The 13,014-nt window shown below is 70.8% G+C and carries 12 protein-coding genes; 1 reads left to right on the top strand and 11 read right to left on the bottom strand.

Annotated elements, in window-relative coordinates; translation table 11 throughout:
• Positions 1 to 1,533 carry a GTPase HflX gene (hflX, locus tag ACR3IO_RS09175; RefSeq protein WP_434070887.1) on the bottom strand — a complete coding sequence of 511 codons (1,533 nt, stop codon included), beginning with the start codon at positions 1,531 to 1,533 and terminating at the stop codon, positions 1 to 3.
• 92 nt (positions 1,534 to 1,625) lie between these two features.
• Between hflX and ACR3IO_RS09170 the strand changes: the two genes are divergently transcribed.
• Entirely contained in the window at positions 1,626 to 2,234 is a 609-nt protein-coding gene (locus ACR3IO_RS09170) for a class I SAM-dependent methyltransferase (protein ID WP_434070886.1), read from the top strand.
• A gap of 40 nt (positions 2,235 to 2,274) precedes the next feature.
• Here ACR3IO_RS09170 and dapF read toward each other — a convergent pair whose 3' ends face one another.
• From dapF to ACR3IO_RS09120, 10 genes are all read right to left on the bottom strand, one after another.
• Positions 2,275 to 3,156, bottom strand: a complete 882-nt coding sequence (dapF, locus tag ACR3IO_RS09165) for a diaminopimelate epimerase (RefSeq protein WP_434070885.1) — start codon at positions 3,154 to 3,156, stop codon at positions 2,275 to 2,277.
• A 4-nt stretch (positions 3,157 to 3,160) separates the two neighbouring features.
• Complete coding sequence (gene miaA / locus ACR3IO_RS09160; RefSeq protein ID WP_434070884.1) at positions 3,161 to 4,081, bottom strand: tRNA (adenosine(37)-N6)-dimethylallyltransferase MiaA; 921 nt, start codon at positions 4,079 to 4,081, stop codon at positions 3,161 to 3,163.
• A 16-nt stretch (positions 4,082 to 4,097) separates the two neighbouring features.
• A complete protein-coding gene (gene miaB / locus ACR3IO_RS09155) occupies positions 4,098 to 5,711 on the bottom strand; it encodes a tRNA (N6-isopentenyl adenosine(37)-C2)-methylthiotransferase MiaB (RefSeq protein ID WP_434070883.1) in 1,614 nt (537 codons plus the stop codon).
• A gap of 12 nt (positions 5,712 to 5,723) precedes the next feature.
• Positions 5,724 to 6,485: a regulatory protein RecX gene (locus ACR3IO_RS09150; protein ID WP_434070882.1), complete on the bottom strand. Its 762-nt coding sequence runs from the start codon at positions 6,483 to 6,485 to the stop codon at positions 5,724 to 5,726.
• A gap of 85 nt (positions 6,486 to 6,570) precedes the next feature.
• Positions 6,571 to 7,638: a recombinase RecA gene (gene recA / locus ACR3IO_RS09145; RefSeq protein ID WP_434070881.1), complete on the bottom strand. Its 1,068-nt coding sequence runs from the start codon at positions 7,636 to 7,638 to the stop codon at positions 6,571 to 6,573.
• A gap of 318 nt (positions 7,639 to 7,956) precedes the next feature.
• Positions 7,957 to 8,202, bottom strand: coding sequence for a DUF3046 domain-containing protein (locus ACR3IO_RS09140; protein WP_434070880.1), 246 nt, complete (start codon positions 8,200 to 8,202; stop codon positions 7,957 to 7,959).
• Positions 8,203 to 8,272: 70 nt separating this feature from the next.
• Positions 8,273 to 8,581 carry a helix-turn-helix domain-containing protein gene (locus ACR3IO_RS09135; protein ID WP_434070879.1) on the bottom strand — a complete coding sequence of 103 codons (309 nt, stop codon included), beginning with the start codon at positions 8,579 to 8,581 and terminating at the stop codon, positions 8,273 to 8,275.
• Between the two features lie 217 nt (positions 8,582 to 8,798).
• Positions 8,799 to 9,287 (bottom strand): CinA family protein, encoded by a 489-nt coding sequence (locus ACR3IO_RS09130; protein ID WP_434071170.1) that lies wholly within the window; start codon positions 9,285 to 9,287, stop codon positions 8,799 to 8,801.
• A 13-nt stretch (positions 9,288 to 9,300) separates the two neighbouring features.
• Positions 9,301 to 9,903 (bottom strand): CDP-diacylglycerol--glycerol-3-phosphate 3-phosphatidyltransferase, encoded by a 603-nt coding sequence (gene pgsA / locus ACR3IO_RS09125; RefSeq protein ID WP_434070878.1) that lies wholly within the window; start codon positions 9,901 to 9,903, stop codon positions 9,301 to 9,303.
• Positions 9,904 to 10,000: 97 nt separating this feature from the next.
• On the bottom strand, positions 10,001 to 12,916 hold the full coding sequence (locus ACR3IO_RS09120) for a DNA translocase FtsK 4TM domain-containing protein (protein WP_434070877.1): 2,916 nt from the start codon (positions 12,914 to 12,916) through the stop codon (positions 10,001 to 10,003).
• Positions 12,917 to 13,014: the final 98 nt, after the last annotated feature.

The raw sequence follows: 13,014 nt of genomic DNA, 5'->3' as shown, positions 1-13,014 counted from the left end.
TCAGGAGGCCGGAGTCGCTGCGGATGCCGCGGAGAAGACGTCGAGCTGAGCCGCCTGCTCCGGAGAGGCGAGCGCGCGCACCCGCGTGCCGTCTTCGACGTAGTCGATCGACATCACGCGGCCGGTCTCGTGCAGGGCCGACACCACGTCGCCGCGGTCGTAGGGCACGAGCAGGTCGATCTCGACCGACGGATCGGGCAGCATGCGCGTGATCGCGGCGAGGACCTCGTCGACGCCCTCGCCCGTGCGGGCGGAGGCGAAGACCGCGTCGGGTGCGAGGCCACGGAGCACCAGGCGTTCCTCGGGGCCGACGAGATCGGCCTTGTTGAAGACGATGAGCTCGGGGATGTCGCGTGCACCGACATCGCCGATGACGTCGCGGACCGTCGCGATCTGCCCGGCGGGGTCGGGGTGCGCGGCATCGACGACGTGCACGATCAGGTCGGCGTCGCCGACCTCCTCGAGCGTCGACCGGAACGCCTCGACGAGCTGGTGCGGGAGGTTGCGGACGAATCCGACCGTGTCGGCGATCGTGTAGATCCGGCCGTCGGCCGTCGTGTTGCGGCGCACCGTCGCATCGAGGGTGGCGAACAGGGCGTTCTCGACCAGCAGGCCCGCCCCCGTGATGCGATTGAGCAGGCTCGACTTGCCGGCGTTCGTGTACCCCGCGATCGCGACCGACGGCACCGCGTTGCGGCGGCGGTTGGCGCGCTTCGCGTCGCGGGCGGGCTTCATGCCGACGATCTGCTTGCGCAGCCTGGCCATGCGCGTGTGGATGCGACGGCGATCGAGCTCGATCTTCGTCTCACCGGGTCCGCGCGAGCCCATGCCCGCGCCTGCCCCGCCGACCTGTCCACCGGCCTGACGCGACATCGACTCGCCCCAGCCGCGCAGTCGCGGCAGCAGGTACTCGAGCTGGGCGAGTTCGACCTGCGCCTTGCCCTCGCGGGACTTGGCGTGCTGGCTGAAGATGTCGAGGATCACGGCGGTGCGGTCGATGACCTTCACCTTCACGACGTCCTCGAGCGCACGACGCTGGCTCGGGGCGAGCTCGGTGTCGGCGATGACGGTATCGGCGCCGACCGCCGCGACCACGTGCCGGAGCTCCTCGGCCTTGCCGCGGCCGAGGTAGGTGCTGGGGTCGGGATGCGGCCTGCGCTGCAGCAGCCCGTCGAGCACGCGGGCGCCGGCCGTCTCGGCCAGGGCCGCGAGCTCGCGCATGGAGTTCTCGGCATCGTCCTGCGAGCCCTGGGAGTACACGCCGATGAGCACGACGTTCTCGAGCCGCAGCTGGCGGTACTCGACCTCGGTGACATCCTCGAGCTCGGTGGAGAGCCCGGCGACGCGCCGGAGGGCGGCGCGGTCCTCGCGCTCGAACTGGTCGCCGTCGGTCGTTGACCGGTCGGCGGCATCCGTTCGCATGATGGCGGTGGCGTCGCCCGCGCCGAACCGCGCCACGCTCGCGGTCGGTTCCGCGCTGCGCAGCACCCGGTCGACGGCGTCGTCGGTGGGGCGGTCTTCGGCTTCGTTCATTCTCTCAACCCTACTTCGCTCTGCATCTTCGATCGATTCCCGTGACCCGGCCTGCTCGGCCGGGGCCCATCTCGGTGCGCTACCGTGCTGGAATGAGCTCCGATCACTACTTCTCCGCGTCTCCTCGGAGCAAATCCAGCACCCGCACCATCCGCGTGCGCCTCGCCGGACGAGACATCGATCTCGTGACCGCCGGAGGCGTGTTCAGCCCCGAGCACCTCGATCAGGGCACCTCGGTGCTCCTGGACACGGTGCCGACGCCGCCGCCCACCGGTCACCTGCTCGACCTCGGCGCAGGCTGGGGCCCGATCGGTCTCGCATTGGCGCTGCAGGCGCCGGATGCCACGGTGTGGGCCGTCGACGTGAACGAACGCGCGCTCGAACTGGTTCGCGCCAACGCGGCCCGCCTCGGGCTCTCCAATGTCAACGCGGTCGAGCCCGGAGATGTTCCCGCTGACATCCGGTTCGACACGATCTGGTCGAATCCCCCCATCCGGGTCGGCAAGCAGGAGCTGCACGCGATGCTGTCGCAGTGGCTGCCGCGGCTCGCCGACGACGCCACCGCGTGGCTCGTGGTCGCCAAGCACCTCGGCGCGGAGTCGCTCCAGCGGTGGTTGGGCGACGAGCTCGGCCTCGAGGTCGAGCGTGCGGAGACGTCGAAGGGCTTCCGCGTGCTCGCCGCCGGCCGCCCGATCGACTGAGGCGCGCGACGGGCCACGAGGCCGAGCACGCGAGGCGGCCTCACGCGAGCGCGAGCACCCCGTCGAACACGAGCTCCGCAGGCCCCGAGAGCGCCACGTGCTCGCCGTCGGGCCCGTCGAACATGCGCACGCCGACGATGCCGCCGGGCACCTGCACCCGCCAGACGTCGGGTGCGCCGGCCCCTGCCCAGTACCGCACGGCCAGCGCCGATGCCACCGCGCCGGTGCCGCACGAGAGCGTCTCGCCGGAACCGCGCTCGTGGACGCGCATGCGGATGCGCCCGACGCCGGCCTCGACGAGCGGCTCGGCCGGGACGACGAACTCGACGTTCGCGCCAGCGTCAGGTGCCGGATCGAGGATCGGCAGGTAGCCGAGGTCGAGGCCGGCGAGCTCGTCGTCGTCGGCCAACGCCACGACCACGTGCGGGTTGCCGACGTCGATGCCGACGCCCGGACGCGCCACCGGCAACCCCTTGGCGCGCACGAGCGGTTCGCCTCCGGCGAGGCGCCAGACGCCCATGTCGACCTCGAAGCCCTGGTCGCTGTGGCTCACCCGGCGGATGCCCGCGCGCGTTCCGATCGCGATCGACTCCCCCGGCCCGAGCTCGACCAGGCCCTGGTCGATCAGGAATCGCATGAACACGCGCACTCCGTTGCCGCACATCTCGGATGCCGAGCCGTCGGCGTTCCAGTAGTCCATGAACCAGGTCGCGTCGGGATCCTCCGCGACCGTCGCCGCCCCCGCGGACAGGTTGGTCGAGCGGACTGCGCGGATGAAGCCGTCGGCGCCGACGCCGAAATGGCGGTCGCACACCGCCGCGATCTGCGTGGGCGTGAGCTCGGTCGCTCCGTCGGGGTCGGCGAACAGCACGAAGTCGTTGCCGGTGCCGTGGCCCTTGGTGAAGCGGAGGTCGAAGGACATCTGCTCAGTCTATGGCGGTCTGCCGCGCCAACTCCCCGGCGCGGGAGCCGGGATCGGAGGCATCCACCTCGACCGCGTCGCGGTACCGCCGGAACCACCCCACCTGCCGCCTGGCGTAGGTGCGGGTCAGTTGCTGGGTCTCGGCGACCGCCTCGACCCGGGTGGCATCGCCCCTGATCTCGGCGAGGGCCTGCGCGTAGCCGATCGCCCGCCGCGCCGTGACTCCGGCCTCGATGCCGATCGGGATCAGCCGTCGCACCTCGTCGATGAGCCCGTCGTCGAACATGCGGGCCGCCCGGGCGTCGAGGCGTTCGACGAGCTGCGCGCGATCGCTGCGGAGGTGCACGATGCGGTGCGGACGCCACGGCACCGGTTCGTCTGGCAGGCGTGCGGCCTTCGGTTCGCCCGTGAGCTCGATGACCTCGAGCGCGCGGACGATGCGACGCCCGTTCGCCGCGTCGACGGCCGCCGCCGTCTCGGCGTCGATCGCACGGAGGCGCGCGTGCAGCAGGCCGGGCCCGAGCTCGGCGAGTTCGGCTTCGAGACGAGCCCGCACCGCGGCATCCGTGCCCGGGAACCGGAAGTCGTGGATCACCGAGGAGACGTAGAGTCCCGAGCCGCCCACGAGCAGTGCCACACGGCCCCGATCGAGGATGTCGTCGATGACGCGGCGGGCGTCGCCCTGGTACGCGGCGACGGATGCCTCGTCGGTGACGTCGAGCACGTCGAGCAGGTGGTGCGGGACGCCGCGTCGCTCCTCGACGGACAGCTTGGCCGTGCCGACGTCCATGCCCCGGTAGAGCTGCATGGCGTCGGCGTTGACGACCTCGGCCCTGCGACCGGTGCGGTCGAAGGACTCGGCGAGGTCGAGTGCGAAGTCGGACTTGCCGGTGCCGGTCGCACCGACGATCGCGATGAGCGTCATGCGATGCCCGCCGCGCTCAGCGGAGATCGTCGTCGGGATCGTAGATCGGGAACGTGCCGAACCCGGGCTTGATCAGCGGCTCGCCGGTCGACGGCAGGACCCGCACGCTCGGCAGCCCGAGCGAGACGCGGGCGGCGGCCCCGGTCGAGGATGCCGCGCCGGGCGCGGCCGGGACGCCGCAGCTCTCGGCCTCCGATCGATCCCACGCGTCTCCGGAGCGGGTGCGGCGGATGACGAGCGGCGCGTCATCGATCGAGTCCGCGATGAGGTGGAACGACGCGGCCTGCGTGATCGTCACCGAGACGACATCGCCGGGGCGCGGCACCTCCGACCCCTGCGGCACCTCGAAGTGCACGAGCCTGCTGTCTTCGGCGCGACCGCTGAGACGGTGAGTCTCCGCATCCTTCTTGCCCTCGCCGGTGGAGACGAGCACCTCGACGCGACGGCCGACGAGCTTCTGGTTCTCCTCCCAGGAGATGCGGTCCTGGAGCGCCGTGAGGCGCTCGTAGCGCTCTTGGACGACCTCCTTCGGCACCTGGTCCTCCATGGTCGCGGCGGGCGTGCCCGGCCGGATGGAGTACTGGAACGTGAACGCCGAGGCGAACCGTGCGGCCTCGACCACGCGGAGGGTCTCCTGGAAGTCCTCCTCGGTCTCGCCCGGGAATCCGACGATGATGTCCGTCGAGATCGCCGCGTTCGGGATCTTCGCCCGCACCCGATCGAGGATGCCGAGGAACTTCTCCGAGCGATAGGAGCGACGCATCGCCTTGAGCACGCGATCGGAGCCGGACTGCAACGGCATGTGCAGCTGGGGCATCACGGCGGGCGTCTCGGCCATGGCGTCGATCACGTCGTCGGTGAACGCGGCCGGATGCGGGCTCGTGAATCGGATGCGCTCGAGCCCGTCGATCTGACCGGCCGCGCGGAGGAGCTTGCCGAACGCCTGGCGGTCGCCGAACTCGACCCCGTAGGAGTTGACGTTCTGGCCGAGGAGCGTGACCTCCATGGCGCCGTCCTCGACGAGTGCCTGGACCTCGGCGAGGACCTCGCCAGGGCGCCGGTCCTTCTCCTTGCCGCGCAGCGCGGGCACGATGCAGAAGGTGCAGGTGTTGTTGCACCCGACGGAGATCGAGACCCAGCCGCTGTAGGTCGAGTCGCGCTTGGTCGGCAGGGTCGAGGGGAACACCTCGAGCGCGTCGAGGATCTCGAGCTGCGCCTCGTCGTTGTGGCGAGCACGTTCGAGCAGGCTCGGCAGGGACCCCATGTTGTGCGTGCCGAACACGACGTCGACCCACGGCGCCTTCTCGAGGATGACGTTCTTGTCCTTCTGCGCGAGGCAGCCGCCGACGGCGATCTGCATGCCGGCGTGGCGCCGCTTGACCCCGGCCAGGTGCCCGAGGTTGCCGTAGAGCTTGTTGTCGGCGTTCTCGCGCACGGCGCAGGTGTTGATCACGACGATGTCGGGCTCGGCGCCGTCGGCCGGAACGTACCCGGCCGCCTCGAGCGAACCGGAGAGCCGCTCGGAGTCGTGCACGTTCATCTGGCAGCCGAAGGTGCGCACCTCGTAGGTGCGCGGGGCGGGCGCAGCGCCGGGGGCCTCGGTGACCGAGACGTCGTCAATGATGCTCATGATGAGAACAGTTTACGAGCCCTCACCCGTGAGGACCTCCGTCACCACCTGGCGGACGACCTCGCCCGAGTAGCCGCGGCGCTGCAGGAACGCCGAGAGCCGGCGCTCGGCGACCTGTCGCTCGAGACCGCGGAGCTGGCGCACCCGGCGCTCGGCCACGGCGCGGGCGTTGTCGAACTCCGTCTCGGGGTCGAGCCCCTCGATGGCGGTACGGGCCGCTTCGGCGTCCACGCCCCGACGCGTCAGCTCTTGGAGGATCGCCCCGCTGCCCCGGCCGCGGCGCCCGGCGTGCACGTGCACGAGCTGCTCGGCGAGCCGGGTGTCGTCGAGGTAGCCGAACCGCTCGTAGCGCTCGATCCACTCCTCGACCTCGCCCTGATCGAGTCCGTGCTCGACCAGGACCGATCGCACCTCGGCCACCGACAACGCCGATCGGCGCAGCCTCGACACGATGATGCGGTCGATGCGGTCGTCGCGCTCTGGCCCGGTCTCGGCCTCACGGGCGTCGTCGGCGTCGCCGTCTGCGGCATCGACGGCGGCCAGCGACGCCCGCTCGCCTCGACCGTTCGCACGACCGCCGCTCGCACGCGACGAGCTGCCCGAGCGGGTCGAGCGCCCCCAGCGTCCGCTGCCGGACGACGGCGCCGCCCCGTCGGAGCGCTGCCCCCGAGGCTCGCTTGCACCACTCGACGACTCGACGCGTTCGTCGTCGGGCGCGGGGTTCGCCCAGGGCAGGTACGAGACCGGGGCGATGTGCTCTGATGCGTCACTCATGTCGTGCTCCCCCGGTCTCGTTCCGCCCGCCGTCGACGGCGGTGCGGTCGTTCCGCCATTCGCCCGCGCGGCGGGCGGATGGCGTTCAGGCGCCCTTGCGCGCCGGCTGCTTGGGCTCGATCGACTCGACCTTCGCCGCTGCACCGGCCGCGCCGGCAGCGCCGATGCCCAGCTTGACGAGGATCTTCGTCTCGATGTCGGCTGCGATGTCGGGGTTCGACAGGAGGAAGTTGCGGGCGTTCTCCTTGCCCTGACCCAGCTGATCGCCGTCATAGGTGTACCAGGCACCGGACTTCTTGACGATGCCCTGATCGACGCCGTAGTCGATGAGGCTGCCCTCTCGGGAGATGCCGACACCGTAGAGGATGTCGAATTCGGCCTGCTTGAAGGGCGGCGCCATCTTGTTCTTGACGACCTTGACACGTGTGCGGTTGCCGACGGCCTCGGTGCCGTCCTTCAGCGTCTCGATGCGACGGATGTCGAGGCGGACCGAGGCGTAGAACTTGAGCGCCTTGCCGCCGGCCGTCGTCTCGGGGCTGCCGAAGAAGACGCCGATCTTCTCGCGGAGCTGGTTGATGAAGATCATCGTCGTGTTGGTCTGGTTGAGGCCACCGGTGAGCTTGCGGAGGGCCTGCGACATCAGGCGCGCCTGCAGGCCCACGTGGGAGTCGCCCATCTCGCCCTCGATCTCGGCACGAGGCACGAGCGCGGCGACCGAGTCGATGACGATGAGGTCGATCGATCCCGATCGCACGAGCATGTCGGCGATCTCGAGCGCCTGCTCACCGGTGTCGGGCTGCGACACCAGGAGCGCGTCGATGTCGACGCCGAGCTTCTTGGCGTACTCGGGGTCGAGAGCGTGCTCGGCGTCGACGAACGCGGCGATGCCGCCCGCGCGCTGGGCGTTGGCGATCGCGTGGAGCGTGAGCGTGGTCTTTCCCGAGGACTCGGGACCGTAGATCTCGATGATGCGACCACGGGGCAACCCGCCGACGCCGAGCGCGACGTCGAGCGCGATGGACCCGGTGGGGATCACCTCGACCGGGGCGCGGTCTTCGCTGCCGAGGCGCATCACCGAGCCCTTGCCGAACTGACGGTCGATCTGGGCGAGGGCGGTCTCGAGGGCCTTCTCGCGGTCTACTGCTGATGGCATGGTGGCTCCTTCGTTGGTGATGCGGCTGCCTCTAGGCTGTCGTTGCTCGTGCGGGCCGTGACCCGCGCGTCTGGCGACAAGGCGGTTGCGGTGTGTTCCGACGTCTGAACCGTATGGCCGGCCACCGACATCCGCTCGGGCGAACCGGGCGGATGTGGAGAGCGGCGTCGAAGCTCCTGCTGTTGAGGAGCCTACCCGAGGAACCGAACACATGTTCGAACGGCGGCCCGCGTGTCGAACCCGCCTCGCCGACTGTGACTGCCGCGGACGCGGCGCCACGAAGCGGTGACCGCCACGCGCCCGTCAGCCGGGCACCCGTCACCCGGCGCGGTGCGACCCGGCATCCCCGGGCGCGGGGCGCCCGGCTCCGTGCCTGCGCTCCTCGGGCACGTCGGCCGCATCGCAGAGCGCGAGCCACACCGTACGAGCCGGCACGCCGGCGGCCAGGGCCTCGCGCGCCGTACGGCCGCCGACCCCCGCCAGCGAGAGGTCGGTGACCACCACGGCACCGTAGCCCGCGCCGAACTCGTGCTCGACGGCGAACTGGAACTCGCTCAACTTCACAACTGCTCCTGGAACGAACGATCGGCCGGTCCGAGGACCGGCCGATCGAGATCGAGATTCGTGTTCGGGGTCAGCGCACCATCATGCCGGCGTCGAACTCGGCGACGAGCTCGTCGGGAAGGCTGTCGGGCACGACCGAGAGGCTCTCGAGCACCGCCATGCGGTCTCCGACCTCGTGCATGATCACCGAGATGGGCGTGTCGAGCGCTTCGGCCACGGACGCGAGGATCTCGGAGGAGGCCTCCTTCTGGCCGCGCTCCACCTCGCTGAGGTATCCGAGCGCGACGCTCGCCTTGGAGGCGACCTGACGAAGGGTGCGACCCTTCTGCAGTCGGAAGTCCCTCAGAACATCGCCGATCTCCTGTCGAACCAGAACCATCGGGAACCTCCTTCGTACTGCCTACGACTCCGCTGGAGCCAGAAACGGGAGCGTCAGTTTACCTGAAACTCGGTGCTTCCAACCTAGCGTCGCACACTGGGGCTTTCGTGTGAACCTGCGAGATGTAACAGGCTCTTCACGAATCGTATTCCGACGAACCGGAGATCGACCGGATCCCTCGACCGCAGGCGAGGCGGCGGATGTCGCGGCGGCGGGTTCAGAGCCGGTCGAGCACCGCGACGAGCGCCGCGATCACGCTCGCCCGGCGGATCTCGGCGCGATCGCCGCGCAGCGCCAGCTCGACCGACTCGGCCCGATCGCCGATCGAGACGCCGACGTAGACCGTGCCGGGCGACCTGCCGTCCTGCGGGTCGGGTCCGGCGACGCCCGTCGTGGCGACCCCGACGTCGGCGGGTCGGCCGTCGACCGCGAGCGCGCGCCGGACGCCCTCGGCCATCCGGCGAGCCACCTCGGGATGCACGGCGCCCTCGCGCGCGAGCAGCTCGGAGGGGACGCCGAGCAGCGAGTGCTTCACGGCGGTGTCGTACGCGACAACGCCCCCGCTCACCGCCGCCGAGGCGCCGGGAACGCTCGTGAGCTCCGCCGCCACGAGGCCGCCGGTCAGCGACTCGGCGATCGCGATGCGGAGCCCCCGCCGGGTGAGCAGGGCGATCAGCCGCGATGCCTCATCGCCCTGCGGCGGCATCCGCTCGCCCACCTCAGGAGGCGTTCCGCCCGCTGCGGGCCAGCCGCACGGCGTCGCGAACGTAGAGCAGGCCCGACCAGAGCGTCAGGACGACCGCGGCCGTCATGAGGATGCCGTTGACCCAGTGGATCCATTCGCCGAACACCGTCCAGAGCGGGACCAGCGCGAACGAGATCGCGACGGCCTGCACGACGGTCTTCAGCTTGCCGCCGGATGACGCCGGTACGACGTTGCCCCGTCGCAGCTCGACGAGACGCCAGATCGTGATGCCGACCTCGCGCACGACGATGATCGCCGTGACCCACCAGGGCAGCTCGCCGAGGATCGACAGGCACACCAGTGCGCCGCTCGTGAGGAGCTTGTCGGCGATGGGGTCGAGGATCTTGCCCAGGTCGGTGACGAGCCCGCGGGAACGCGCGATGTGCCCGTCGATGCCGTCGGTCGCGATCGCGATGATGAACAGCGCCGCGGCGGCCCAACGGAGCCACCCGTCGGCCCCGTCATCGACGAGCAGCATCCAGAAGAAGATCGGCGCGAGGATGATGCGCACGATCGTGATCGCGTTCGGGAGGTTCCAGTTCGCCGATCGCTCGGGGCTGCCGGCGGAGGAGGTCATAGTCGAAGGATAGCGGCCCGACCGCCCCGGAGGATCGCGATCGCGCCCGCGTCACCGATCGACGCGTCTCGGACTGCCGCACACTGCGCCGGTGCGCTCAGTCGCGGCCGGTGAGGCCCCAGGCGTCCTCGTCGGCGTCGCCGTCGACCTCGGGCAGGCCCTGGGTGGCCCTGGCCACCGGGTCGCCGTCGTAGCGGTCGTCGGGGGCACCGTACTCATCACCCTGCGGCTGGCTCGCCGTGACGGGTGTCGCCGGCGCGGCCGCCTTCGGTGCGGACGCCACCGGCTCGCCGCGCAGCCGCGCGAGCACCCCGGGCAGCTGGTCGGCGGTCACGAGCAGGTCTCGCGCCTTCGACCCTTCGGAGGGGCCGACGATCTCGCGCGACTCGAGCAGGTCCATGAGGCGGCCGGCCTTCGCGAAGCCCACGCGGAGCTTGCGCTGCAGCATCGAGGTGGATCCGAACTGCGTCGAGACGACGAGCTCCGCCGCCGCGAGCAGCAGCTCGAGATCGTCGCCGATGTCGGCGTCGATCTCCTTGCGCTCGACGGATGCCGCGACGTCCTGGCGGTACTCGGGCCGCGCCTGTCGGGTGACGTGCTTGACGACCTTCTCGATCTCGGCCTCGCTCACCCACGCGCCCTGCACGCGAACGGGCTTGGACGCCCCCATCGGGAGGAAGAGTCCATCACCCTGGCCGATGAGCTTGTCGGCGCCGGGCTGGTCGAGGATGACGCGCGAATCGGTGACGCTCGTGACCGCGAACGCGAGCCGCGACGGCACGTTGGCCTTGATGAGGCCGGTCACCACGTCGACGGACGGGCGCTGCGTGGCGAGCACGAGATGGATGCCCGAGGCCCTGGCCAGCTGCGTGATGCGCACGATCGAGTCCTCGACGTCGCGCGGGGCGACCATCATGAGGTCGGCGAGCTCGTCGACCACGACCAGCAGGTACGGGTACGGCTTGAGCTTGCGCTCGCTTCCGGGAGGCAGCACGATCTCGTCGTTCACGACGGCCTTGTTGAAGTCGTCGATGTGGCGGAAGCCGAACGACGCGAGGTCGTCGTACCGCATGTCCATCTCCTTCACGACCCACTGCAGCGCCTCGGCGGCCTTCTTGGGGTTCGTGATGATGGGCGTGATCAGGTGGGGCACGCCGGCGTACGGCGCGAGCTCGACGCGCTTGGGGTCGATGAGCACCATGCGCACGTCGGCGGGCTTGGCGCGCATGAGGAGCGACGTGATCATCGAGTTCACGAAGCTCGACTTGCCCGAGCCGGTCGATCCGGCGACGAGGAGGTGCGGCATCTTGGCGAGGTTGGCCACGACGTGGCCGCCGCCGACGTCCTTGCCGACCCCGATGGTCATCGGGTGCTTCGCGTTCACGGCCGCCGTCGAGCGGAGGATGTCGCCGAGCGTGACGATCTCGCGGTCGGCGTTCGGGATCTCGACGCCGATGGCGCTCTTGCCCGGGATCGGCGAGAGGATGCGCACCTCGTTGGAGGCGACGGCGTAGGCGAGGTTCTTCGACAGCGCGATGACCCGCTCGACCTTCACGCCCGGGCCGAGCTCGATCTCGTACTGCGTGACCGTGGGCCCGCGGGAGAACCCGGTGACCTTCGCGTCGACGCCGAACTGGTCGAGCACGCCGGTGATCTGGCGCACGACCTCGTCGTTGGCCGCGGAACGCGACTTCGCGGGCGCGCCCGCGGCGAGCGTCGAGGACGCGGGCAGGTTGTAGGGGCGGTCGGGCTCGGATGCCGCCGGCTCGCCGGCCGGAGCGAGCGCCGCGCTGCCGGCCGGGCCGGAGGCGTCGTCGTCGATCTCGTCGAACACGGCGAGCACGCCGGTCGCACCGGCGTCGTCTCCGCGCAGGCCGGTGCCGCCGCGGGCCACGTCGCCCGTGAACTCGTGCAGGGCGGACTCGGCTCGTTCGAGGTCGCCGAGGACCTCGGTGCCGTAGCCGGCGGGCCCCCCGACGCCCTCGATGGGCGATTCGAAGCTGCCCGCCGCGGAGCCGGCACCGAAGACGGCGGTGAGGCCGTCGGCACCGGGGGCCGCGAATTCGGGATCGACCTCGCGGTTCGAGTCGTTGCGCCGCCACCAGGGCAGCATGCCGCCCTTGGACTGACCGTCGTCGTCGGCATCGCCGTCGAGCGATTCGAGGCCGTCGAGCTCGACCGGCACCGACTTGCGTCCGCGCTTCGGCTTCTCGGCCTTCTCGGCGGGGGCCTGCTCCTCGATCTCGTCGGGGGCCCCGAACAGCCACGCGTAGAGCTCGCGGAACCGTGCCGGGATGCGGTTCGGCGGCGTCTTCGTGATGATCAGGATCGACAGGAGCAGGAGCAGTATCACGACCGCGGTCGCGCCGATCGGCGTGATGAGCAGGGCGAGCGGCTCCGCCAGCATCCACCCGAGGATGCCGCCGGCACGCGCGAGCACGGGCATGCCCTCGCTCGGGGCGGGCCGACCGCCGAAGAGGTGGCAGAGCGCGGAGACCGTGAGCAGCAGGATCGCGAGGCCGATGCCGATGCGCGTGTTGTCGTGCACCGAACTCGGGTGGCGGAACAGCCAGATCGCGAAGAGCAGCATGATGACGGGCAGCGCGAAGGCGACCCGGCCGACGAGGCCCCCGAAGGTCCAGGAGTCGAGCACCTGCGCGACGGACTCGTTGATGAAGAACCACTCGACGACCGCACCCGTGATGGCGAGCAGCACGAGGAAGAACGGCAGCCCGTCGCGGCGCTCCTCCTTCGACAGCGTCTCGGGGCCGAGCGCGCGCGCCGCGCCACCCGTGAGATGCGCGAGCCCCATCCACATGCGGACGAGCACGTTCGGTCGATCGGATGCCGTGCCCTGGGGCTTCGCGCCTGCGGAGCGAGTCGTGGTGGTCGGCAGCTTCTTCGTCGGGGCCGTCTTGGAGGTCGTCGGCTTCGCCGCCGATGCCTTCGAGCCAGCGCCGGAGCGCGCGGACCCGCTCGGGGCACGCCCGTTCGACCTGGTGCTCGTAGCCATGGGCTCTAGGTTAGGGCCGACCGCCGACGCGGCCGGTCAGGACGCCGCGAGTGTCCCTGATCCACGGGGGCGCGCCGATCACCGCGCCGATCGCCGCG

It is taken from the genome of Agromyces sp. Marseille-Q5079, assembly GCF_051016555.1.
Lineage (GTDB): Bacteria > Actinomycetota > Actinomycetes > Actinomycetales > Microbacteriaceae > Agromyces.
This window is presented reverse-complemented; position numbering and strand designations above follow the sequence as displayed.

Coding starts and splice junctions, on each gene's coding strand:
- hflX (WP_434070887.1), bottom strand. CDS start 1,533: ATGAACGAAGCCGAAGACCGCCCCACCGACGACGCCGTCGACCGGGTG.
- ACR3IO_RS09170 (WP_434070886.1), top strand. CDS start 1,626: ATGAGCTCCGATCACTACTTCTCCGCGTCTCCTCGGAGCAAATCCAGC.
- dapF (WP_434070885.1), bottom strand. CDS start 3,156: ATGTCCTTCGACCTCCGCTTCACCAAGGGCCACGGCACCGGCAACGAC.
- miaA (WP_434070884.1), bottom strand. CDS start 4,081: ATGACGCTCATCGCGATCGTCGGTGCGACCGGCACCGGCAAGTCCGAC.
- miaB (WP_434070883.1), bottom strand. CDS start 5,711: ATGAGCATCATTGACGACGTCTCGGTCACCGAGGCCCCCGGCGCTGCG.
- ACR3IO_RS09150 (WP_434070882.1), bottom strand. CDS start 6,485: ATGAGTGACGCATCAGAGCACATCGCCCCGGTCTCGTACCTGCCCTGG.
- recA (WP_434070881.1), bottom strand. CDS start 7,638: ATGCCATCAGCAGTAGACCGCGAGAAGGCCCTCGAGACCGCCCTCGCC.
- ACR3IO_RS09135 (WP_434070879.1), bottom strand. CDS start 8,581: ATGGTTCTGGTTCGACAGGAGATCGGCGATGTTCTGAGGGACTTCCGA.
- ACR3IO_RS09130 (WP_434071170.1), bottom strand. CDS start 9,287: ATGCCGCCGCAGGGCGATGAGGCATCGCGGCTGATCGCCCTGCTCACC.
- pgsA (WP_434070878.1), bottom strand. CDS start 9,903: ATGACCTCCTCCGCCGGCAGCCCCGAGCGATCGGCGAACTGGAACCTC.
- ACR3IO_RS09120 (WP_434070877.1), bottom strand. CDS start 12,916: ATGGCTACGAGCACCAGGTCGAACGGGCGTGCCCCGAGCGGGTCCGCG.